Source organism: Chitinophaga sp. CF118, from assembly GCF_900112615.1.
Taxonomy (GTDB): Bacteria; Bacteroidota; Bacteroidia; order Chitinophagales; family Chitinophagaceae; genus Chitinophaga.
Genome location: NZ_FOMK01000001.1, coordinates 618,852 through 640,995, shown reverse-complemented (window position 1 = coordinate 640,995; position 22,144 = coordinate 618,852). Strand labels below are relative to the sequence as shown.

Annotated in this window: 21 protein-coding genes; 11 read left to right on the top strand and 10 right to left on the bottom strand. The window is 42.8% G+C overall.

The features are described 5' to 3' along the window. Positions 1-160: 160 nt before the first annotated feature. From BM176_RS02450 to guaA, 10 genes are all read right to left on the bottom strand, one after another. The gene (locus BM176_RS02450) at positions 161-1,213 is read right to left on the bottom strand and encodes a hypothetical protein (RefSeq protein WP_090099198.1); all 1,053 of its coding nucleotides are present in this window, start codon (positions 1,211-1,213) and stop codon (positions 161-163) included. Between the two features lie 88 nt (positions 1,214-1,301). Beyond that, on the bottom strand, positions 1,302-2,198 hold the full coding sequence (locus tag BM176_RS02445; RefSeq protein ID WP_090099195.1) for a histone deacetylase family protein: 897 nt from the start codon (positions 2,196-2,198) through the stop codon (positions 1,302-1,304). Continuing rightward, positions 2,198-2,839, bottom strand: a complete 642-nt coding sequence (gene pdeM / locus BM176_RS02440; protein ID WP_218162139.1) for a ligase-associated DNA damage response endonuclease PdeM — start codon at positions 2,837-2,839, stop codon at positions 2,198-2,200. The genes BM176_RS02445 and pdeM overlap by 1 nt, the downstream gene beginning before the upstream one ends. A gap of 4 nt (positions 2,840-2,843) precedes the next feature. Continuing rightward, complete coding sequence (locus BM176_RS02435; protein ID WP_090099193.1) at positions 2,844-5,306, bottom strand: ligase-associated DNA damage response DEXH box helicase; 2,463 nt, start codon at positions 5,304-5,306, stop codon at positions 2,844-2,846. A gap of 76 nt (positions 5,307-5,382) precedes the next feature. Continuing rightward, on the bottom strand, positions 5,383-6,417 hold the full coding sequence (locus tag BM176_RS02430; RefSeq protein ID WP_090099192.1) for a S66 peptidase family protein: 1,035 nt from the start codon (positions 6,415-6,417) through the stop codon (positions 5,383-5,385). Positions 6,418-6,447: 30 nt separating this feature from the next. Further along, positions 6,448-6,834 carry an ester cyclase gene (locus BM176_RS02425; protein ID WP_090099189.1) on the bottom strand — a complete coding sequence of 129 codons (387 nt, stop codon included), beginning with the start codon at positions 6,832-6,834 and terminating at the stop codon, positions 6,448-6,450. Positions 6,835-6,981: 147 nt separating this feature from the next. Beyond that, entirely contained in the window at positions 6,982-7,845 is an 864-nt protein-coding gene (locus tag BM176_RS02420) for a helix-turn-helix transcriptional regulator (RefSeq protein WP_090099188.1), read from the bottom strand. A gap of 11 nt (positions 7,846-7,856) precedes the next feature. Beyond that, complete coding sequence (locus tag BM176_RS02415; protein ID WP_090099186.1) at positions 7,857-8,357, bottom strand: Lrp/AsnC family transcriptional regulator; 501 nt, start codon at positions 8,355-8,357, stop codon at positions 7,857-7,859. A 178-nt stretch (positions 8,358-8,535) separates the two neighbouring features. After that, positions 8,536-9,855, bottom strand: a complete 1,320-nt coding sequence (locus BM176_RS02410) for an ABC transporter substrate-binding protein (protein WP_090099184.1) — start codon at positions 9,853-9,855, stop codon at positions 8,536-8,538. Positions 9,856-10,011: 156 nt separating this feature from the next. Continuing rightward, positions 10,012-11,550, bottom strand: coding sequence for a glutamine-hydrolyzing GMP synthase (gene guaA, locus BM176_RS02405; RefSeq protein WP_090099182.1), 1,539 nt, complete (start codon positions 11,548-11,550; stop codon positions 10,012-10,014). A gap of 219 nt (positions 11,551-11,769) precedes the next feature. Between guaA and BM176_RS02400 the strand changes: the two genes are divergently transcribed. The 11 genes from BM176_RS02400 to BM176_RS02350 all read left to right on the top strand — a co-directional run bounded on the left by BM176_RS02400 (position 11,770) and on the right by BM176_RS02350 (position 22,134). Beyond that, positions 11,770-12,489, top strand: coding sequence for a head GIN domain-containing protein (locus BM176_RS02400; protein ID WP_090099181.1), 720 nt, complete (start codon positions 11,770-11,772; stop codon positions 12,487-12,489). 2 nt (positions 12,490-12,491) lie between these two features. Continuing rightward, positions 12,492-13,160 carry a class I SAM-dependent methyltransferase gene (locus tag BM176_RS02395; protein ID WP_090099179.1) on the top strand — a complete coding sequence of 223 codons (669 nt, stop codon included), beginning with the start codon at positions 12,492-12,494 and terminating at the stop codon, positions 13,158-13,160. Positions 13,161-13,464: 304 nt separating this feature from the next. After that, positions 13,465-14,385: a hypothetical protein gene (locus BM176_RS02390; RefSeq protein WP_090099177.1), complete on the top strand. Its 921-nt coding sequence runs from the start codon at positions 13,465-13,467 to the stop codon at positions 14,383-14,385. Between the two features lie 277 nt (positions 14,386-14,662). Continuing rightward, the gene (locus BM176_RS02385; RefSeq protein ID WP_090099175.1) at positions 14,663-15,799 is read left to right on the top strand and encodes a dialkylresorcinol biosynthesis protein DarB; all 1,137 of its coding nucleotides are present in this window, start codon (positions 14,663-14,665) and stop codon (positions 15,797-15,799) included. Positions 15,800-15,957: 158 nt separating this feature from the next. Further along, a complete protein-coding gene (locus tag BM176_RS02380) occupies positions 15,958-16,359 on the top strand; it encodes a flexirubin biosynthesis protein DarG (protein ID WP_090099173.1) in 402 nt (133 codons plus the stop codon). 76 nt (positions 16,360-16,435) lie between these two features. Next, positions 16,436-17,440, top strand: coding sequence for a BtrH-related acyltransferase DarH (locus tag BM176_RS02375; protein ID WP_090099171.1), 1,005 nt, complete (start codon positions 16,436-16,438; stop codon positions 17,438-17,440). Positions 17,441-17,443: 3 nt separating this feature from the next. After that, positions 17,444-18,190, top strand: a complete 747-nt coding sequence (locus BM176_RS02370) for an ABC transporter ATP-binding protein (RefSeq protein ID WP_177230273.1) — start codon at positions 17,444-17,446, stop codon at positions 18,188-18,190. A gap of 12 nt (positions 18,191-18,202) precedes the next feature. Next, positions 18,203-19,489 (top strand): ABC transporter permease, encoded by a 1,287-nt coding sequence (locus tag BM176_RS02365; RefSeq protein WP_090099169.1) that lies wholly within the window; start codon positions 18,203-18,205, stop codon positions 19,487-19,489. A gap of 106 nt (positions 19,490-19,595) precedes the next feature. After that, on the top strand, positions 19,596-19,853 hold the full coding sequence (locus tag BM176_RS02360) for a phosphopantetheine-binding protein (RefSeq protein WP_090099167.1): 258 nt from the start codon (positions 19,596-19,598) through the stop codon (positions 19,851-19,853). A 12-nt stretch (positions 19,854-19,865) separates the two neighbouring features. Then, positions 19,866-21,080, top strand: a complete 1,215-nt coding sequence (locus tag BM176_RS02355; protein WP_090099165.1) for a beta-ketoacyl-[acyl-carrier-protein] synthase family protein — start codon at positions 19,866-19,868, stop codon at positions 21,078-21,080. Further along, a complete protein-coding gene (locus BM176_RS02350) occupies positions 21,070-22,134 on the top strand; it encodes a beta-ketoacyl synthase chain length factor (protein WP_090099163.1) in 1,065 nt (354 codons plus the stop codon). The genes BM176_RS02355 and BM176_RS02350 overlap by 11 nt, the downstream gene beginning before the upstream one ends. The last annotated feature ends 10 nt before the right edge of the window (positions 22,135-22,144 follow it).

Here is a 22,144-nt window from a genome sequence, read left to right as displayed (position 1 = left end):
GGGAGGCAATTTACATAATTTATGCTAAGTCTTAAACGTATATTTATATTAGTTAGATGTTCATTAATAACATCTTAAAATATCTCCCCCGCAGCTTTAAACGTATTGCAATGGGCATTTACAATATCCCTGATCTGTGTAGAATATCCACCACCTACCACTAGTCCTTATAATAAAACTTCCTGATACTACTTTCCTCTGCTTTCCCTTCTTCAGTCACCCTATAACAAATCACAAATTCTAAAAGAGACTTGTCATTATATTCATTGCGATAAAGCACCTTCGCCATTACCTCATTGTTCTCTGGATGCATCATTTTTGTTTCAACAATGTTGCCCTGGTCGTCAACTGTCTCAATCGTATGGTTGAACGTTTGCAACTTCGCAGTTGTTATATATTGCTTATTAAATATTGAAACAGCCCATTCCATATTCTCCCGCCTTAGGTGATCGTGCATGGTTGCCAGATCATAGTGACCAATCACCATCTCCAGGTCCGGAATGAAGGAATGTTTCATGGTTCGCTCATTGCCCTTACGGATCATTTCTTCTACTTTATACAAATGCAGATTTGAATCATACCTGCCATAATGCTCCGTTTTTTCAAGTTCCTTTTTAGCATTATAGAAAAATTTCTTTTGTGAGGATAAATAGAGACTTTCTTTATGCTTGAGAAATTTTTGCTCTTCCGATAACAAGTTATTCTGATGATACAAATAATTGATCTGATCGGAAAACTGGTCATTAATAAAGGTCGCTTTTGAGAGCAGAGTGGTGCCCTGATACACCAAATTAACCTTTGTTACAGTACCATCTAAAGCGACTGTTGTCTCGGAAACTTTCACCCCATTCTGATAGCTGTAGCTAAAAGAATACTTTGCCCCATCCTGGTTTCGATAATTTTCAGCAATCAATACTCCCTTCTCATACTTAAAATCCTGAACAGAAAATGCTTCCTCTATCGAGTACCAGCCTGTTTTGCCCAATACCGTATGTCCCTGGGAGGTAAAATGAGTATAGGCTTTTGTCCCGTTTTTATATTTAATCAAACTATAGTTTTCCCCGGCGTATTCATACACTCCTAACTGACCATGCTCCTCCCCATTCGCTTTATTTACTTCTAAAGTCCCGATAATCTGTTGCTTGTTGTTGTAAAATATCTCTTTGGTCTGCAGGGAATACTCGTCGCGATAGATTTCTTTAGTAAGAGGCATAGTATATATATTGATTGTAAATATAGATAAAACAATGAGAAAGGCTTCATGGCATCCACATCTGCTTTAAACTCACCTGCGGTTTCACTCAGAATATCTCACCCGCAGCTTTAAACGTATTACAATGTGCATTCACAATATCCCTGATCTGTGTAGAATATCCGCCACCCATCGCCACTGCGCAAGGTATTCCATGCTTCTTTAACGTACTAAATACCAACTCATCTCTCTGCAAGCAACCCTGTGCAGATACTTTTAACTTACCATAACGGTCAGTCTCTAAAATATCTACTCCTGATAAGTAAAAAACAAAATCAGGTTTCACTTCATCTATCAATACAGGAAGACAATCCCGTAAAGTGCGTAGATAGTCGTTGTCATTCATCCCATCTGGAAGTGGAACATCCCAGTCAGAAGTTTCTTTATGAAAAGGATAATTATGCGCACCATGCATACTGAAAGTATATACCTGAGGATTACCCATAAAGAGTGCGGCAGTCCCATTGCCCTGATGTACATCGAGATCTATGATCAGCACCTGCTTTACTAAACGTTGCGATAGCAGGTAATTCGCTGCTATTGCAAAATCATTCAGCAGGCAGAAACCTTCGCCACGGTCTGCAAAAGCATGATGTGTACCTCCTGCTACATTAAGGGCTACACCATGATACAGCGCATGTAGTGCACAATCGATCGTTCCGCGGGATATCACTATTTCCCGTAGTGTTAGTTCCGGTGATTGTGGCAGGCCTATACGACGTTGTTCTTTATCGGTAAGTGTCTGCTGTTTCAGCTGCTGCCAGTAGTGAGGGGCATGTGTCTGCAAAATAATATCTTCTTCTAACGGAGCTGGTATAAGAATCTGACTTTCTGTAATAATTCCTTCACGTAACAATTGTGCGGGAATCAGTTCATATTTCACCATAGGGAAACGGTGGCCTTCTGGCAGCGGATGTGCATATATCGGATTAAAGGCAATCAGCATCAATTTACTTTTAGAACGGTGTTCTCCGCTATAACAAAAACGGCTTCATCTTCTTCTGGTTCCAGCATTGCCAGCCCGGTAAACCGGCCAAAGGCAGGCAGAATGCTGCAGCTCCTGCCAAAATAAAAGCAGGGAAGACGTAAACGTTGTTTGCCTGCACCGGCGACTGCAATACCGGGATGCAGGTGTCCGGAAAAGGTATATCCTTTTTCATTGTCGCAGGGTTCATGTACAAAATGTATTTCCCCGATGCAGAGCGTATCGTATACTTCTACACTCATGGCATCATATAAATGATCGCCCAGGATATCATGATTGCCTCTTACCAGTTTAAAGCTGATATGTGCAAACTGCAGCCGCCAAAGTTTAAAGTAAGACACATCATTGTTCTCATGGCTGTGAAACATATCTCCCACAATGATTACCTGAACAGGATTATATGCCGTAATCAGTTGTTGAAGGCGAAACAGATCGTCCTGTCCGATGTTGGCTGGTACGGCAATGCCTGCCTTCCTGAAATGAGTTGATTTACCCAGGTGCATATCAGACACAATGATTGTCTGCTCTTCTTTCCAGAAAATAGCCCGGTGGGCAGATAAATGCCAGGTTTGATTCTGGTAATGGTAGATCATTTCCTCCATATCGCTAAAACTGTGGTCTCATTTTTTTAATCCTGTCTGCCAGCTTCTCACTGGTCAAACTTTCCCGCAAACTGTCTACTTTAATAGGAAAGCAGAAGGGGGTGAGTTGTTCCGGTTCGGTAATGATGATTTTATTATTGTAAATGCGTTCCATGCTTTCCCGCAGGCGGGCTTCCTCCATCTGATAAAAGAAGGCTTCACTGAACGCCTGGCGGAGCAACAGATTCTGCGGATCGTAATCCCTGAATACATTAAACAATAATGAGGCAGATGATTGCAGATGCCGGTTAGCTTTATGCTTGCCGGGATATCCCTGGAAGATCAATCCTGCAATCACTGAGATATCACGGAACTTGCGCCGTGCCATTTCAGTAGAATTTACACTGGCTTGCAGATCTGTACTCAGGTTCTCAAGGGAGAACAATTCCTGTACGTCTTCATGGGTGACTGGTATTTCCTGATCTGAGAGCAACTCGAATCCATAGTCATTCATGGCGATGGAAAAAGTGATGGGCTGCCGTTTACTGATCCGGTATGCTAAAAGGGCTGCCATCACTTCATGTACCAGGCGCCCTTCAAAAGGATAAGCAAAAAGATGATAACCATCTTTGGTATGAATTTTTTCTATCAGCAGTTCATCATCCTTTGGCACATGAGAAAGGTATTCCTGCAGATTAAATAATGGCTGCAGGATTTTCAGTTCCGGTTCGGTAGTATTGCCAGACATAGCTTCGCTGAATGTTCGACGCAGCACACTTCCCAGATTGGCAGAAAGTGGCAACCGTCCGCCCATCCAGCTGGGTACAATGGCCCGCTTGGCTTTCGATTTTCGCACCAGCGCCGTCATGTCTTTGATCATCACAAATTCCAGGGTATGTCCCGCCAGACTGAAGGCATCGCCGGGTTGCAAACGGGCAATGAACCATTCCTCTATCACACCGATATATCCTCCGCTAACGAATTTCACTTTCAGCATAGCATCACTGACAATGGTACCTATGTGCAGGCGATGTCGCAGTGCCAGCTGACGACTGCGGCAAATATAGAAGTCGTCTTCCCGTTCCAGTTTTTTGAATTCATCGTAGCTATAAAGTGCTTCTCCTCCGGTGGTGAGAAAGGAGAGAATCCATTGCCATTCATCTTCTGTCATATCACGGAAGCAGAAGGTGCTGGTCACTTCTTCCCATATTTCAGCGGCGTGAAAGCCATCCGAAATACCGAGTGTCATCAGGTATTGCACCAGTACATCGAAAGCCAGTAGTACTGGCATCCGGCTTTCCACCAGTTGCTCTTTCATGGCAGCCTTTAATGCGGCGGCTTCTACCAGTTCAAGGCTATGTGTGGGCAGGAACCAGATCTTGCTTATTGCTCCCGGCTGATGGCCACTACGGCCAGCCCTTTGAAGGAAACGGGCTACCCCTTTCGGGCTACCTACCTGAATCACCGTGTCTACCGGGCGGAAGTCCACTCCCAGGTCAAGACTGGAAGTACATACAACTGCTTTCAGGATGCCTTCATGCAGGGCTTCTTCTACCCATACCCGCAGTTCCATGTCGACAGAACCGTGGTGGAGGGCGATGGCTCCTGCCAGTTCCGGGCATTGCCGGAGTATTTCGTGATACCAGATTTCTGTTTGTGAACGTACGTTCGTAAAGATCAGGGTGGTTCTGCTGTTAAGGATAATGGGAAGTGCCTTGGGTAGCAGTTTGGTACCCAGGTGGCCTGCCCAGGGATACTTTTCTATTTCATCCGGAAGGATACTTTGCAGTTCGATCTGCTTGTCGATCTGGGCACGAACAATTACTGCAGAAGGATCTGGAGCGCCCATCAGGACGTCCAGCGCTTCACTTAGATTGCCGATAGTAGCGGAAATGCCCCATATTTTCAGCGGCGGACGGTCTGCTTTTTTTGCCAGTCCTCTCAGTCTGCTAAGCCCCAGTTCTACCATCACACCGCGTTTGCTTCCCAGCAGTTCATGCCATTCATCTGCCACTACAGTGGTAAGTTGTGTAAATACTTTGGGATAGTCTTTTTGTCCCATGAGTAAGTGCAAACTTTCCGGTGTGATGATGAGTATTTCCGGCATCTGTTTTTTCTGCTGAGCCCTTAAGGAAGTAGAAGTGTCACCACTGCGAATGCCTACCTGCCAGGGCATTCCCAGTTCTTCCAAAACTTCATTCATAGCACGTGCAATATCTTTGGCCAGCGCCCTTAGCGGGGTGATCCATAACATTTGCAGGCCGTTCTTTGTTTTTTGCTGATAATCTTTCGGGTGATGATTGATCCAGTCTATCACCGCTCCAAGAAATAGAGAGAATGTTTTACCATAACCGGTAGGGGCATTCACCAGGCCCGATCGTCCCTGTATGTAATGCTCCCAGGCTTCTTCCTGGAAAGCAAAAGGCTGTCTCTCATGAGATTCCAGCCATTCCGTTATCACTTGCCATCCACGCTCGTTGTTTTTCATTAGTTTATGAAATTATGAAAAAACAACGAGCAATATATACTCAGAATATCCCGTAGGTATCCTGGTAAAATAAAAGCTAATTTTCCTTTAGTACAACACCCCCTGTCTGAACATCCAGCTTATGCATCACACCACATTTCAGCGCATAATTATTCTTCTGATGTCCTACGGGAAAATTGAAACACACAGGGTATTTGAAATCCTTCACTTTTTCCATTACAATATCATACACCGTTCTTCCGAATTCCTCCCCCGGATCATCCGGTTTGAGCCGGTTAAAACCGCCGATGACTAATCCTGCAAGATTGTCCAGTTTATGAGAACGTTGCAGGTTATTGAACATTCTGTCAAGACTGTAAAGGTATTCACCCACTTCTTCAAGGAATAATATTTTGCCAATGGTGTTGAGTTCTGAATTGGTACCTGCTATACTTGTCAGTATAGAAAGATTACCTCCGATCAGGGCACCGCTGGCAGTACCAATGCGATTCTTCGGATCGGCCGGGAGGGAGTATTGCATCTGCTCACCGGTTAGTGCTTTCTTAATAGAAAGGATTGTTTCCTTTACAATTGGTTCTGTTGTGTTAAAGTCATCCGGGAAGCTGTTACACATTTTTGAGTGCAGTGTAGCAATACCGTATAACCGGTTGATATGGCAATGCAATACAGTGATATCACTAAACCCGATGATCCATTTGGGCTGTTGTATAAAGGTGGAAAAGTTAAGCTGATCCACAATACGGGCGCTGCCATATCCTCCTCTGGCGCACATGATTGCTTTGATTGAAGGATCGTCTAACATAGATTGTAAATCCTGTAGCCTTTCTGTATCTGTGCCGCCAAAACTGAAATCACTTTTGTTTACTGTACTGCCTACGCGGATCTTAAAACCCCAGCTTTCCATAATGCGTATGGAAGGAGTGATTTCTTCAAGAGTAATATGCCCTGCAGGACAAGTGATCCCGATGATATCTCCTTGTTGCAGGTATGGAGGAATCATAGATGTTTCTTGCTGATGCCGGATGGCGGTAGCAGTCTTTTGCAAACGTGCAAAAGCAGGCAACCCTAAACCGGTGCCCGCCAGTGCTGATAAGAAATGCTTACGATTCATAAGTTTAATGTAAGCATTATTTTACAAAAGTTAAATGGATGCCTGCTGTATATGTCTTTCAGCCCAATGTTCCATATATTTTCCATCTTTTAATTTTACGATATCTATCGTGGGAATAATCACTTGCTGTCCATTGCCGGGCATTCCCATAAAAGGGGCATGTAATGTACCAATGATCGCTTTGCGGGTTACTACTGTATCACCTTCGGCAATCATATCATAAATCTCTATCCGTAAATCAGGAAGAGCTGGTTGTATTACATCCCTGTACAGTTGTAATATACCGTCTTTCCCTTTTGATATACCCGGCATAGCCGTGTGGTTGATGAAATCAGGAGAAATTATTTCATCAAATGCCTGTAGATCTCCTTTTTCAAGAAATGCTTCATTAAAGCGTTTTACGATTTCTTTATTCATATTTAATTGATTTTTTAAGTGGATCCATTCCCGGACCAACGTTAGATAAATACAGAAAGTGACCAATGCTTTCGATGGCAGTGGTTTGTGTCGTTAAAGCAAAACAAAGGTATCCTGTAATGAAGTTGTGGTAATAACGCTAAAAGCTCAAAGAATTGCGTTTTTAGTTCTCAGTGTATTTGGAGTGGTACCGTATTCCTGTTTAAAGATGCGGATAAAGTGAGAGATGTTTTCAAAGCCACATTCCATGGCTATTTCAGATACGTTTTTGCTGGAGTTTTGCAGTAGCATATGTGCATGGGCCAGGCGTTGTTCATTGATCCATTTCTTGGGAGCACATTGGTATTGCTGTTGAAAATCACGTTTGAAAGATGCCAGGCTGCGGCCGGATAATTTTGCCAGGTCTGATATGGTAAGTGGTTGAAAAAGATGGGTGTTTATAATATAGGAAATGTCTGCCGGTTGTGCATGTGTAATTCCCTGGAAGAAGGAAAGTACCTCTTTTTTATGTTCTCCGGATATTAACAGAAGAAAAAGTTCCTGCAGTTTTAATTGTAAAATGGCTTCCATGTTATCCGGATGTTTTCCGAATAAATGTAAGTACTGATCTTTAAAACTATCCAGCAATTCATTGGTTTCAATAACCAGGTATGAAGGGCTATCCTTTACGGTGGTAGCAGGTTGCAGCTTATATTGCAGCATAAAGTTTTTCAGCATGCTTTCTGTAAAGAACAGCAGCAATGCTTCATAATTGAGGCCGTCCGGAACAAATTCAGACATCACATATATCCCTCTTTTAAACAACATAAGGCTGGAAGGATGAACTGTTACCGTGGCATCGTGGAGGTGGAGCATTTTATGCCCATGAAGCACAAACACCATTGTGTGTTCTGTAAGAAACAGTGTTCTTTTATGAGCACTTATAGCTTGTTTGTATCTGGCATAGGATAAAGTAGCGGATTGTAATACCCGTTCGCTGATTTCTTTCTGTAAAGTAGGATAACGGAGCATAAATTTAAATACTAATACACTACCCGGTGAGTGGCCTTGATCACGGACATTACAAACACACTTTCCATGTGCCGGATATTATCCAGTTCTCCCAGTTTGTTCACATTAAATTCGTGGTAAGCATACATGTCTTTTACCTGCACTTTCAGCATAAAATCAAACTCTCCGGAGATATTTAAACATTCCATTACTTCAGGGAAGGCAATGATTTCCTTGATAAACTTGCCACCGGCTTTCTTACCATGTTCTTTCAGGGAAATATAGCACAGTACGGTAAGAGCTTTATCAATTTTACTGGGATCTATGATTGCAGCATATTGCCTGATCACGCCAGCCTGTTCCATTTTACGGATTCGTTCATATACAGGAGTCGCACTAAGGTTAAGGCGTGCTGCAAGATCCCGGATAGTCATTTTTGCATCTTCTTCCAACAATTGCAGGATGGCAATATCCTTCTCATCCAGTGCAATGTTGTCAGTAGGACCTTCTTTTTTATTATTTCCCAGGTTCATAAGAATATAGAATAATGTTCCGATAATAAAGCAAAAATAAGTACAATATACTAAATATAACTTACCATCGATGCATTTTCAGAAGTAACTAAACAAAAGTGGGCGTATCATATGATACGCCCACTTTTGTTCGGGAACCTGGAGGATGAAATTCTCAGGACCTTTATTTTGTACGAGATTATTGAATGTTCATCTTTATATCGCTGCTATCGCCCTTCTGGATGATATAGATATTTTTATTCTCAAAATAATCCGGTATGCTTTCTCCTTCTTTCAGGTATACAGGCTGGTAATTAAAGTTGCTGAATACTCTTTTAGATGGATCATTCACGTTTGTGTTAAAGTACACACCTTTGTCTGTCAACTGTTTTACAAAGTACCAGGTCAGTTCAAAGCCTTTAAACGCCATATCGGAAGGGCGTGATTTATATACCCTTTTAAAATAATCGGTTATATAACGGCTGTATACATCGGTCTTATCATTGAAATAAGGAGAGGTATAATAGATCTGCATTCCTTTGAATTCAGGCTCTCTAAATTTCATGATATCCCATGTAGGCATACCAAATACCTGAAGAGGATAATTGGCCATTTGTACGCTCAGTTTGCGCAGGATGTCTTTGGCACTCGTTTCGTCCAGGGCTGTAATGATACAGATATTAGGACGGTCTGCCAGCAGATACTGTGCTAATTCGGTCTCTGAAGTCGAATCATTCCAGATAACTTCACGGATCCTTGACTTTTTGCTGCTATTTGTTTTCTCGTAGTCTGCTTTGAAGTCAGCTACCAGATGTTTTTCAAAAGTACTGTTGCGGTGAAACAGCAGGATGTTCTTGGTCGCAAATCCTTCCTGTGCATAATGCTGTATTGCTTCACAGTGTGTTTTCAGCAGGCTGTTGGTTATGAGCAGGAAAGGGTTTCCGGTAATACCACCATCATTGGGATAGGTAGCCGAGATCATGTTGATCTCTTTTCCCCTTGCCACATCACTAAGTTCTTTCAGTTCCGGAGTACCTACAGCCGCAATGATCAGGTCTGTGGAATCCAGACTTTTATTACGTAATAATGTTTGAGGATTATTTTGTCTGCCTTTACTATCGTAGATCACTACATTCAGCTTAATACCCTGCTGTTGCAGGCTATCGAGGGCCAGTTGGGAACCTTCGTAGAAATCCAGCCCGGGTAATACATAACGGGGCAGGGTGCGTCCGGGTATATCAGTAGAGGTGGAAAAAACGGAATCAAGATACAGTGGTGAAAAAAGTGCAATGTTATAAACATCTTTTTTTACTTCACGACCAAATGCAGCAACGTTGAAGGGAGCTGCTTTCTCTTCTTTTTTTCCATTGTCCTTTTTCTTTTCCTCAGGAACAGGTTTTGATACAGTTGGCAGTGGTGTGGCAGTCTTACTGCTCTTCCTTGATGCAGAGCAGGCAGATAACAAAACAGCCAGCGTGCATACAGCCAAAAGGTGACTGCATATATTGGATTTACTCATAGCGATCGTTAAATTACAAAAATCATTCCCAACAAATACCTTACGAACAGGGGCTGCAAACAAGAGTTTCCAGTATGGCACTAATGCAGGTATTTTTTATAAAAAACTGTTATGGAACGGCTAAAAAGATAGCCGGTTCCATAACAATTAAATAAATTACTCCCACTCGATAGTAGCAGGTGGTTTGGAACTGATATCGTATACCACCCTGTTAATACCCTTTACTCTGTTAATAATATCGTTGGACATTTTTGCCAGGAATTCATAAGGAAGATGTGCCCAGTCGGCAGTCATCCCATCTACAGAAGTCACTGCGCGGAGCGCTATAGTGAATTCATAGGTTCTTTCATCGCCCATCACGCCAACACTCTGTACCGGAAGGAGGATAGTACCTGCCTGCCATACTTTGTCGTACAGTCCTGCATCACGCAGACCATCTGTATATATGGCATCTGCTTCCTGCAGCATCGCTACTTTTTCCGGGGTAATATCTCCCAGGATTCTGATAGCGAGACCAGGACCAGGGAATGGATGGCGGCCCAGGAATATTTCACTGATACCTATTTCACGGCCTACTCGTCTTACTTCATCTTTAAAAAGGAAACGCAGTGGTTCTACCAGGCCCATCTTCATCTTTTCCGGTAATCCACCCACATTGTGATGTGATTTGATGGTTACAGAAGGTCCATTTACAGAAACGGACTCAATTACGTCCGGATAGATAGTACCCTGCCCCAGGAAAGAGATATCCTGCAACTGGGTAGATTCCTGCTGGAATACCTCTATGAAAAGGCGGCCAATGATTTTACGTTTAGCTTCAGGATCGCTTACACCTTTCAGTTCACCGTAAAAGAGGTCACGTGCATTTACCCCTTTCACATTCAATCCCATATGTTTATATGAATCCAGTACGGTTTCAAATTCATCTTTGCGGAGGAGACCGTTATCAACGAATACGCAATAAAGGTTTTTACCTATTGCTTTGTGGATCAGTTCTGCTGCCACGGTAGAATCTACACCACCGCTGAGAGCCATCACCACTTTCTTATCGCCTACCTGGTTCTTGATCTTTTCTATCGTTTCCTGTACAAAAGCAGCTGGAGTAAAGTCCTGTTTACAACCACAGATGTGTACCAGGAAGTTGCGCAGCAACAGTTTACCTTCCAGTGAGTGAGTCACTTCCGGATGGAACTGCAGGCCCAGCAGGGGATATTTAGCGATCTTGTCTGCTTTGAAAGCCGCCACAGGGATACTTTCTGTACGGGCAATGATCTCAAAACCTTCTGGCATGCGTACAATTGTATCGGAATGGCTCATCCATACCTGGCTGCGGGGAGAGATATCGTATAATAACTTTTCTTCCCTGTTTTCGTGCTCCATGAAAGTACGGCCGTATTCACGAATAGAGCTTTTTGCTACTTCTCCGCCAAAATTCTTAGCCATCAGCTGAGCGCCATAGCAAACACCCAGTACCGGTACTTTCGCTGCCATGGCGGCAATATCTACCGAAGGAGCCTTTGCGTCGTTTACAGAAAACGGACTACCGGATAAAATAATGCCTTTAATTGAATCATCCCATTGAACTGGCTGAAGACAAGGCTTGATTTCACAATAAATATTCAGTTCCCTGATGCTACGTGCAATCAATTGCGTGTACTGGGAGCCAAAATCGAGGATAAGTATCTTTTCTGTCATGGTGGTGCAAAGATAAAGGCCAAATATCAAATCCCAAGTCTGAAAATAGGAATACTCTTATATGATCGAAAATATAATAATATGATGAGTGTTTTTGTATAAAATATACAATCAGTAAGAAAAAGAAAGATTGAGTATATAAATGAATACGCCATTGTCAATCAGTTTTGTATTTTCGGGCAGTTATCCGCCATTTTAAAGACCATAAATTTTGTTTTTATGAAGAATTCATTTTACTGTATATCGTTGACCTTATTAGCATTTACCCTATTTTCCTGTGATGTAAGACACATAAAGGGAAGTGGACATACTACTACAATAAGCAAAAAGCTGGGCAGCTATCACAAAATAGAGGTAAAAGGCCCTATGGACGTATATCTTACCCAGGGCCCCGAACAGGAAGCCGTTATTGAAGGCGATGATAATATCCTCCCTTATATAGAACTGGTGGAAGAAAATGACCGGTTGATCATCAGGCAGAAGCATAATATATCCTTATCATTTCATGATAATATTAAGGTGAGGCTTACTGCTCCGTCAGTAACAGAATTGAGTCTTTCTGGCTCCGGCAACATTAAGCTGATAAATACACTGGATAATGAAGAGATGGTAAAAATGAATGTAAGTGGTAGTGGTGATATCTCAGGTACAGTACATTCTCCCGAAATAAATGTTAATGTTACCGGTTCCGGTAATATAAAGGCTGGGGGAGAAACACGCGATCTGGAAGTTAATATAGCCGGCAGCGGTAATTTTGAAGGAAAATCCCTGATGGCTGAAAGTGCATCTGTAAATATAGCCGGTAGTGGGGATGCAGAGGTGCATGCCAGTGTAAAGCTGGATGCAAAAGTAGTAGGCTCCGGAGATGTCAATTACCTGGGCAATCCAGAAGTATCTTCTAAAATTATGGGATCAGGAAGCGTACTTAAAAAAGATTAGCAATGGAGAAGCCAGTTATGACGGCTGCTGAAGCAGCCCGTCAGTTACGGCATCCGGAAGGCGATGCCGGTGTAAAAATGGGGGTACAGATGAACAAATCTAACCGCCTGTTGTATGAAATGACGTTGGACTTCCTCTCATTACATCAGGGCGATGTTGTGCTGGAAATAGGAATGGGCAATGGCCATTTTGTGAAGGAACTTTTTGAGGAGGAGCCTTCCATTCATTATACCGGTTTGGATTTCTCCGATTGTATGGTGGAAGAGGCTATCCAGGCAAATGAAGTGCTGATAGCCAATGGTAATGCCGCTTTTTATTGTGCAACAGCAGAAAAGATGCCGGTGGCCGATGAACACTTTAATAAGGTGTTCGGGGTGAATGTGCTATATTTCTGGGATCATCCTGAAGAGACCCTGGCAGAAATTCGCCGGGTATTAAGACTGGGTGGTGATCTGGTGCTTGCTTTCCGTTCAAAAGCTACAATGCAGTTGTTGCCTTTTGTAGATCAGGGTTTCACATTGTATGATATTGAGATGGCCGAAAAGTTGTTTCAGCAAAATGGATTTAAGGTGACTGACGTTATTACATCTATAGAACCGGAAAAGTTGGCTGCCGATGGGAGTAAGCTGGTACAGCTGGAAAATATCTGTATGCGTGGAGTGAAAATTTAAGTTGTATTTAACATTTGATTAATCATACAAATGGCATCTTTGTAGTTCTTAAACAAGAAATTAAGTCCTTTGGCCAAGGTACTGTTGTGAACAAATGCAGAGGATTGCAGCAGTACCTGGCTAAGGCACAATTGATCTTTTAACCTATAACCTGCTCATTGTCAAGCCTTAATCTCCCGACATTACCTTACACTTAAGATTTAGCAATTAACATATAACAAAAAATATATCTTTACACTACAGTTGTTTTTCGTATGTTTACGTCAATAACTGTCTAAACAACTGTTCAACTCCTATTCCTTGTATGACTGAACGACCTAAGATCCTGGTAGTATATTATACGCAGACCGGGCAACTGAGAAGAATAATAGATACTATAGTGGAACCCTTACAAGACAAGGCTACCATTGTATACGAAGAGATTAAACCTGTACAGCCATTTACGTTCCCATGGGAGAAACAAGTATTTTTTGAAACCATGCCCGAAACTGTGCTGGGGAAGCCGCGTCCAATAGAGCCATTAAAGGTTAATCCGGATGAGCACTTTGATCTTGTGATTCTGGCTTACCAGCCGTGGTTCCTTTCACCTTCACAGCCAACTGCTGCTTTCCTGCAAAGTGAAACAGCTAAACGCTTACTGAAAGATAAACCGGTAGTCACAATAATGGGCTGCCGTAATATGTGGGTGAACGCACAGGAAAAAGTAAAGGGCTACCTGAAGGGGATGGGAGCTAAATTAGTAGGTAATATAGTTTTAGTTGATACTTCTCCAAATCTTGTAGCTTTGCTGACGGTTTTACGCTGGCAGTTTAAAGGCCAGAAGGAAGCAACAAAGTGGTTACCAGCCGCTGGTGTACAGGAGAAAGATATTATAGCGTCTTCCCGCTTTGCCGCTCCATTGGCGCAGGCACTGGAAACCCGGCAATGGGATGCATTGCATCCTGAATTGCTGACGCTGAAAGCCGTTGAATTAAAGCCTAATCTGATATTATTGGAACAAAGAGGGATTAGTGCCTTTGGATTCTGGGCTAAATTCATAAGTGCTAAAGGAGGGCCAGGCGCACCTGAAAGGAAGGGGCGGTTAACCATGTATCGCATATTATTATTAGTGGGGATATTTGTCCTTTCGCCCATTGATAAAATATCTTCTATAATAAAACTAACCTTCAGGAAAAATAAACTGCAGGAAGACGTTAAGTACTTTAAAGGCATACATCTGCGGTAAGTTCACGGATTGTCATGTAACCATTTATTGTACCAAGCCAACATAAGGAGAAAAGTATTAATATGCTATTTACGGATATATCCGTATAGTATTTTATATTTACAGGCGTTTAAATACAGGTTACAGCTAAAATAACACTAGAAAAGGGGTATAGGTAGCATTACAAAGGGAGAAAGGGACTAAATTAATACCTACAGCAAAGTGATATACAATAACCAGCCACCAGGGGGAGGCAGGTATCAAATAATAATAATAATAAAATAGGAACCTAATTCAAATGAAGGAAGTTTATATTACAAGGCTCTCTAAATTTTTACCTAACGAGCCTGTCGGGAATGACGAGATGGAGAGCATATTGGGACTGGTGGATGGAAAACCTTCGCGTGCACGTGTAAGAATACTGGGAAATAATAAGATTAAAACCCGTTATTATTCACTGGATAAAAAAGGAAATTCTACCCATTCCAATGCAGATATGACTTCTTTGGCTGTAAAGGGGCTTTTCGATGAAAAATTTCCTATCAGCAAGTTGCAGTTGCTGGCATGTGGTACAACTTCACCCGATCAGATGTTGCCAAACCATGCTGCAATGGTACATGGCCTGCTCAAATGTCATCCCGTGGAGCTAATTTCTGCTACAGGTGCCTGCGCGGCAGGTATGCAGGCCTTTAAATATACCTGGATGTCCATCAAATGTGGTAATTCAAGTAATGGTGTAAGTACTGGTTCCGAGAAGGCTTCCAGTTGGATGAAAGCCGGTATGTTTGAACCTGAAACAGAAAACCTGAAACAGCTGGATGAGAATCCAATCATTGCTTTTGAAAAGGATTTCCTGCGTTGGATGTTATCCGACGGTGCATGTGCAGCGTTATTACAGGATAAACCAAACGAGGAAGGACTTTCCCTCCGGGTAGATTGGGTAGAAATAGCCTCTTATGCGAATGAACTGGAAACCTGTATGTATGCAGGTTCCATTAAGAATGAGGATGGCAGCATCACTGGCTGGAATTTACTGAAGCCGGAAGAATGGACTAAACAAAGTGTTTTCGCTTTTAAACAGGATACCCGTTTATTAGGTGCTAACATTGTTCCATCCGGTGCTAAAATGTGGAAAGAGCTGGTGGAACGTTATAATGTAGATGTCGACAAGCTGGATTATTTCCTGCCCCACCTGTCCTCCGAATTCTTCCGTTCCAAGATAGATGAAGAGATCACCCGCCTGAATGTACCCATTCCACAGGAAAAATGGTTCACCAACCTTACCCGCGTAGGTAATATAGGTACTGCTTCTCCGTACTTTATGCTGGAAGAACTGCTGAATACAGGTATGCTCAAAAAAGGACAGACGATTGTATTAATGGTTCCTGAAAGTGCCCGTTTTACTTATGCATACGCGCATCTGACAGTTGTATAATGGATAATCCGTAACTTATATAAAGGAGCTTAGTGTGTAATCATACGGCTCCTTTTATTTTGTTTATCAGCTAGTTGATGTATAGAAAATAAATAAATGTAATTTTGGCTTTTGTGAAGAGGTGTTATATCATCTGATCTCTTAAAAGACAACAATCCATGAAAAAAGAGGAAGTTCCCCAGGATGGAAATAAGATGCTTGAAGGCAAATTCACGCAGTTATTTTACGCCACCGACAACGATGGGAAATATGTACCTGTAACCAGTGTGGGATGGGAACCCGAAAATGTCGCCATGCAACAGGCATGGGAGGAAGTGAATGCACGTGTGGAAAAGGCCCGGCAAGGCGTACTGGCCGGTGAAATCAGCCCCATCGGCTATTACATGGAAAAGAATATTATGGACCTGGCCTTACTGGCCAGCTATGTAAGTAAATTCCAGTGGCAGGTAAAACGGCATATGAAACCTTCTGTTTTTAAACATCTGAGTGAACGCACCTTACAACGGTATGCAGCAGCGTTTAAGATTACAGTTGATGAACTAAAACATATTAAGTTCTGAAATGTTATGCTTACCAGGTAAAACTGACATGTAAGATTACAGTTGAAGTACTAAAGCATATTAAGGGGTAACAATTATGAGCGAGAAACAGTTCAGTCATGTGCAAACTGCGCATTGTGAAAGCGGAGTTATTTCAAATATTTTCCGGCATTACGGTTTACACATCAGTGAGCCAATGGCCTTTGGGATTGGCGCCGGAATCTTCTTTGCACACCTGCCATTTATTAAAGTAAATGGTGTTCCGGGTACTACCTACCGTATTTGGCCGGGTGCTATCTTTCAGCGTGTATGCAAAAGATTGGGGGCTAAAATGCAGTCGCAGAGTTTTTCCACTCCGGAAAAAGCAATGCTGGAACTGGATCGTGTGTTGGAAAAGGGAACACCCGTAGGATTATTATCCAGTGTGTATTATCTGCCATACTTACCCGCGGCCTACCGTTTTCATTTTAATGCACATAATATCCTCATATTTGGCAAGAACGGAGAAAACTACCGCGTGAGCGACCCCGTGATGGAAGATATCATGGAAATAGATCCTAAAAGTCTTGCGGAAGCCCGCTTTGCTAAAGGGTTTCCTGCTCCTAAAGGGAAAATGTATTACGCATTGAGCGTACCTGAACAGGTATCCCTGCAAAAGCCAATCAAAGAAGGAATTGCCCAGTCATGTCATTATATGCTGAAGCTGCCACTTCCTATGTTTGGGGTAAGCGGTATCCGTTACCTGGCCAAACGTTTGAAAACATATCCGGAAAAAGTGGGAGAGCGGAAAGCCATATTATATCTGGGAAATATTATCAGGATGCAGGAAGAAATCGGTACCGGTGGTGCAGGTTTCCGTTTTATGTATGCTGCCTTTTTACAGGAAGCGGCGAATGTACTTCAAAAGGATGAACTGGGTGTGCTGTCGCAGGACCTGACACGTGTGGGAGATCTCTGGCGCAATTTTGCATTCAATGCAGGCAGGGTGTGTAAGAGCAGATCAGTAAATAATATATCCTATGCTGAACTCAGCGAAATGCTGATGCAATGTGCGGCAGAAGAAGAACTGGTGTTCAAACGCCTGTCTAAAGTAAAAATATAAGGAATGACGAGCATCGCTGTACATGGTTTGCATAAAACATATAAAGGCGCACTGGAACCTTCATTGAAAGACCTGTCCTTTAGCTTTCAGAAGAATGCTATTGTAGGATTACTGGGTCCCAATGGTGCAGGGAAAACAACCACTATATCTATTTTATGCGGACTGGTAAAAGCAGATAGCGGGCAGGTGAATATTTTTGATTTTCCGCAGGATGCTGCACACCGGGAAACGATCAAACGGCTGGTGGGTATCGTCCCTCAGCAGATTGCTTTATTCCCGGAACTTACCGCTATTGAAAATCTGGTATACTTTGGCAACCTCTACGGATTAAAAGGTAAAGGATTGCGTACCCGTATAGATGAATACCTGCAGATTTTCGGACTGGAAAAAAACGGTAATAAAGAAGTTCGCCGCTTTTCCGGTGGGATGAAGCGCCGTACAAACATTATAGCAGCAATTCTGCATCAGCCGAAATTACTGATCCTGGATGAACCTACTGCCGGCGTAGATGTACAATCGCGTGGTATGATCCTGCAGTTTCTCCGGGAATATAACAAACAGGGCGTAAGCATTGTATACACTTCCCATTTACTGGAAGAGGCACAGACAATCTGTAGTGAAGTAGCCATCATAGATGAAGGCCGGCTGATAGTGCAGGGCTCTCCATCGGATTTGATAGAAAAGCATAGCGCCTGTGGAAACCTGGAAGATGTGTTTCTGCATTATACCGGTCATGCAGTAAGGGACTAATTAAAAAGATTCATGTTAAGATTACTGGCTACCATAAAGAAAGAATGGCTGTTGTTATTGCGTGACAGAACAGGGATTACCCTGTTATTTGCTATGCCGGTGATGCTGATCACTGTTATGGCATTGATAGAAGATGCTCCTTTCAGGGATTACCAGGAAGTAAAGTTCGATATCCTTACCGTAGATAATGATCATGGACGTTTAGGAAGATATATCCAGGAAGGATTACAGTCCAGCGGACAGTTCAATATTGTTGATTCTGTGAAGGGGCAACCCGTTACAGAACAGGCCGCGAAAGAACTGGTGAATGCAGGAGAGTATAAGATATGTATCATTATTCCGCAGGGTGCTACCGGTGCTATTGTGAGCAATGCCAACAAGATTGTGAATGATATTTCCAGACGTATGGGAATGTCAGCATCATTACCGGTAAGTACCCGGAAAGATTCACTGAACGTATCTGTGTATTTTGATCCTGCTGCTAAAAAAGCATTCAAAGGGGCTATTCACCAGGCATTGGATAATTTTCTTACACAGGTGGAAACAGGTCTGCTAATGGATCGTATCAAACTTCAATTAAAGAAAGGCGATATACCCGAAACGGATACAATGATGATACAGTTAAAGGCTGTAGGATTAAAAGAACAGTTTGCCGGTGAGTCGAAACAGGTAGATGTAATCTCTAATTCCGTGCAGCATAATGTACCAGCATGGAGCATTTTTGCGATGTTCTTTATTGTAATACCCATTGCGGGTAATATGATTCGCGAGCGGGAAGATGGCAGTCTGTTACGTATGAAGCTGATTCCAGGTTCGTATCTGGCAATTCTGGCGGGTAAAATGTTGTTCTTTGTAGGCATCTGTGTAGTACAGTTCTACCTGATGATCCTGGTGGGCATTTACCTGTTGCCGTTGTTCGGATTACCAAAACTGATGCTGGGAAACAGTCATGCTGCTACATTTATTGTGGCTGCCTGTATCGGATTGGCATCAACAGCATACGGAATCCTGGTGGGAACATTATTTAAAACGCCAAATCAGGCCCTGAATTTTGGCGCTATTTCAATCGTAATCCTGTCTGCCATTGGAGGTATCTGGATTCCGCTGGAAATAATGCCACCTAATATGCAGTTCATTGGTCATTTGTCGCCGTTAAGCTGGGGACTATCTGCCATCAATAATATTTACCTGCGGAATATGGGCGTGATGCACATTCTGGCAGATGTAAGCAAACTGGTGATATGTGCAGCTGGAATGTTGTGTATAGCGGCTGCTATTGAGAAAAGAAGAATGAGCTGATATTGACTATTGAAGGTAAAACTGTATTTTTACCGCCGTTTGGCATTAAAAAGGCAGGCTTTGCTTTCTGCAATAATAATGGGAAGTATAAACCTACAACACAAATATGGAAGAGTTAAAAAAGAAGTTAAAAGTACAAATCATTGAAGCCCTGAATCTGCAGGATACACGTCCGGAAGATATTCTGGATAATGCACCTTTATTTGGAGAAGGTCTTGGACTTGACAGTATTGATTCCCTGGAATTAATGGTATTGCTGGAAAGATCTTATCAGATTAAAGTGGAAGATCCACGTGAAGGACGTAAAATTTTGCAGTCTGTACAATCCATGGCAGAATTTATTCAATCAAAACAACCTGCCTAAGAAAAAACCGGTATGGCGGAACGTGTGTATATAACAGGGATGGGGATGATCACCGCCATTGGTGATGATGTAGCAGGAAACCTTCAAAGCCTGCGGTCAAAACAGAGTGGCCTGGGATTTACCAGCCATCTTGATACTATTTACAAAGAAAAGTTACCTGTAGCGGAAGTAAAGTATACAACCCTTCAGTTAAGTGAAATAGCGGGTGTAGCCGGTATTGACGGGTACACCCGTACTACTTTGCTGGGACTCATCGCCATGCGTGAAGCACTGGCGCAGGCTGGCATTACCGATGTGCAACAGGAGCCTACAGCCTTCATCAATGCGTCTACCGTTGGAGGGATGTGTGATACTGAAAACGTTTATTTCGATATTGTGAACCCGGACAAAACGGGCGATTTCCTGAAATTCATAGACACTCTGGACTGTGCAGACTGTACACAGCGCATTGCTGATACAATAGGTATTACGGAACATATTGCTACCATCAGTACAGCATGTTCCTCCTCTGCCAATGCACTAATGTATGGCGCCCGCCTGATTAAGGCGGGACTTACACGCAGGGTGATCTGTGGGGGAACGGAAGCACTCACAAGATTTACACTGAATGGGTTCAATTCACTCAAAAACATTGATAAGCATCCTTGCCGTCCGTTTGATAATCAACGGAACGGATTGAATCTTGGTGAAGGGGCTGCTTACATGGTATTGGAAAGTGAATCGCTGGTAAAAGAGAATAATAGTGTAGTACTGGCAGAACTGAGCGGATATGCAAATACCAACGAAGCTTTCCACCCTACTTCTCCCTCTCCCGATGGAGATGGTGCTTATGCTGCCATGAAAGATGCACTGGCTATGAGTGGCCGTACAATTGCCGATGTACAGTATGTAAATGTACATGGTACCGCTACACTGACCAACGACGTATCTGAAGGAAAGGCGTTGCAACGCCTGTTTGGAGAAACTGTCCCTAAATTCAGCAGTACCAAGCCTTTTACAGGGCATACGCTTGCAGCCGCAGGCGCTATAGAAGCAATTTATTCTGTACTGGCTATCCGGCATCAACTTGTATTTCCCAACCTGAACTTTACGGAAAGGATGGAGGAGCTTTATGTAGCACCGGAAACACAGTTGTTGGAAGGATATCCTATACAACATGTTATTTCAAATTCATTCGGATTCGGAGGAAATAATGCCTCCCTGGTGATCAGCAACTATGAAGGGTAAGTGTTACATACAAGGAATGGCGGCCATTTCTCCTCAGCAAACATTTGAGGGAGATCTTTCAGCGCAGCCAATAGTGATTAGCAGCAGCAACATGCTTTCCTGCGTTGAACCGGATTACCGTGCTTTCATTCCAGGCAACAGTCTGCGGCGAATGAGCCGTATATTGAAGATGGGGCTTACTGCGGCATTGAAAGCCTTGCAGGACAGCGGCATTGAAACTCCTGGTGCTATTGTAACCGGTACAGGTAAAGGCAGTTTACAGGATACCGAACGTTTCATTAAAGAGATCCGTGATTATAATGAGCAGGCACTAAATCCTACTCCTTTCATACAATCTACTTACAACGCTGTTAATGGTCTGATAGCATTACAACAGAAATGCACTCAATACAATAATACCTTCGTGCATCGTGGTTTCTCTTTTGAAAATGCATTGCTTGATAGTATGTTGCTTTTACATGAAGGAAAAACAGATGTACTGGCAGGCGCTTTTGAAGAAATCACAACAGAACATTTTTATATCAAGAGCCGGATAGGGCAGTGGAAGTCCGAAAATATTTCCAATGATACCCTATATCAGCACTTTTCTCCCGGTACCATTTCAGGAGAAGGTGCAGCATTTTTCCTTCTCTCTTCTACTTCGACTAACAAAACGTATGCAGAACTGGCAGGGCTGAAAATGTTATACAAGCCATCTCTGGAGAAACTGGATACCGCTTTGCAGACATTCCTTAAACAGCAGGGCGTACAACCGGAGGAGATCGACCTGGTGCTCACCGGCCGTAATGCAGATATTAACTACGAACGATACTACCATGTACTGGATACACGGTTAGGTAATATTCCGCAGTTACCTTTCAAACATCTTTGCGGAGAATATGATACTGCCGGCGCTTTTGCCCTGTGGCTGGGCGCACAGTTGCTTAAAACACAGCAATTACCGGTACAGTGGTTTCCTATGCTCCAATCACCTCCCGCAAAACTGCGTAATCTCCTGATCTATAATAATTTCTTTGGCGAGCAGCATGTGTTCATGCTGCTAAAAGCTATATAATTAATAACCC

Coding starts and splice junctions, on each gene's coding strand:
- pdeM (WP_218162139.1), bottom strand. CDS start 2,839: ATGGAGGAAATGATCTACCATTACCAGAATCAAACCTGGCATTTATCT.
- BM176_RS02350 (WP_090099163.1), top strand. CDS start 21,070: ATGAAGGGTAAGTGTTACATACAAGGAATGGCGGCCATTTCTCCTCAG.
- BM176_RS02430 (WP_090099192.1), bottom strand. CDS start 6,417: ATGAATCGTAAGCATTTCTTATCAGCACTGGCGGGCACCGGTTTAGGG.
- BM176_RS02360 (WP_090099167.1), top strand. CDS start 19,596: ATGGAAGAGTTAAAAAAGAAGTTAAAAGTACAAATCATTGAAGCCCTG.
- BM176_RS02365 (WP_090099169.1), top strand. CDS start 18,203: ATGTTAAGATTACTGGCTACCATAAAGAAAGAATGGCTGTTGTTATTG.
- BM176_RS02410 (WP_090099184.1), bottom strand. CDS start 9,855: ATGAGTAAATCCAATATATGCAGTCACCTTTTGGCTGTATGCACGCTG.
- BM176_RS02395 (WP_090099179.1), top strand. CDS start 12,492: ATGGAGAAGCCAGTTATGACGGCTGCTGAAGCAGCCCGTCAGTTACGG.
- BM176_RS02375 (WP_090099171.1), top strand. CDS start 16,436: ATGAGCGAGAAACAGTTCAGTCATGTGCAAACTGCGCATTGTGAAAGC.
- BM176_RS02415 (WP_090099186.1), bottom strand. CDS start 8,357: ATGAACCTGGGAAATAATAAAAAAGAAGGTCCTACTGACAACATTGCA.
- BM176_RS02450 (WP_090099198.1), bottom strand. CDS start 1,213: ATGCCTCTTACTAAAGAAATCTATCGCGACGAGTATTCCCTGCAGACC.
- BM176_RS02380 (WP_090099173.1), top strand. CDS start 15,958: ATGAAAAAAGAGGAAGTTCCCCAGGATGGAAATAAGATGCTTGAAGGC.
- BM176_RS02355 (WP_090099165.1), top strand. CDS start 19,866: ATGGCGGAACGTGTGTATATAACAGGGATGGGGATGATCACCGCCATT.
- BM176_RS02445 (WP_090099195.1), bottom strand. CDS start 2,198: ATGCTGATTGCCTTTAATCCGATATATGCACATCCGCTGCCAGAAGGC.
- guaA (WP_090099182.1), bottom strand. CDS start 11,550: ATGACAGAAAAGATACTTATCCTCGATTTTGGCTCCCAGTACACGCAA.
- BM176_RS02370 (WP_177230273.1), top strand. CDS start 17,444: ATGACGAGCATCGCTGTACATGGTTTGCATAAAACATATAAAGGCGCA.
- BM176_RS02400 (WP_090099181.1), top strand. CDS start 11,770: ATGAAGAATTCATTTTACTGTATATCGTTGACCTTATTAGCATTTACC.
- BM176_RS02420 (WP_090099188.1), bottom strand. CDS start 7,845: ATGCTCCGTTATCCTACTTTACAGAAAGAAATCAGCGAACGGGTATTA.
- BM176_RS02425 (WP_090099189.1), bottom strand. CDS start 6,834: ATGAATAAAGAAATCGTAAAACGCTTTAATGAAGCATTTCTTGAAAAA.
- BM176_RS02390 (WP_090099177.1), top strand. CDS start 13,465: ATGACTGAACGACCTAAGATCCTGGTAGTATATTATACGCAGACCGGG.
- BM176_RS02385 (WP_090099175.1), top strand. CDS start 14,663: ATGAAGGAAGTTTATATTACAAGGCTCTCTAAATTTTTACCTAACGAG.
- BM176_RS02435 (WP_090099193.1), bottom strand. CDS start 5,306: ATGAAAAACAACGAGCGTGGATGGCAAGTGATAACGGAATGGCTGGAA.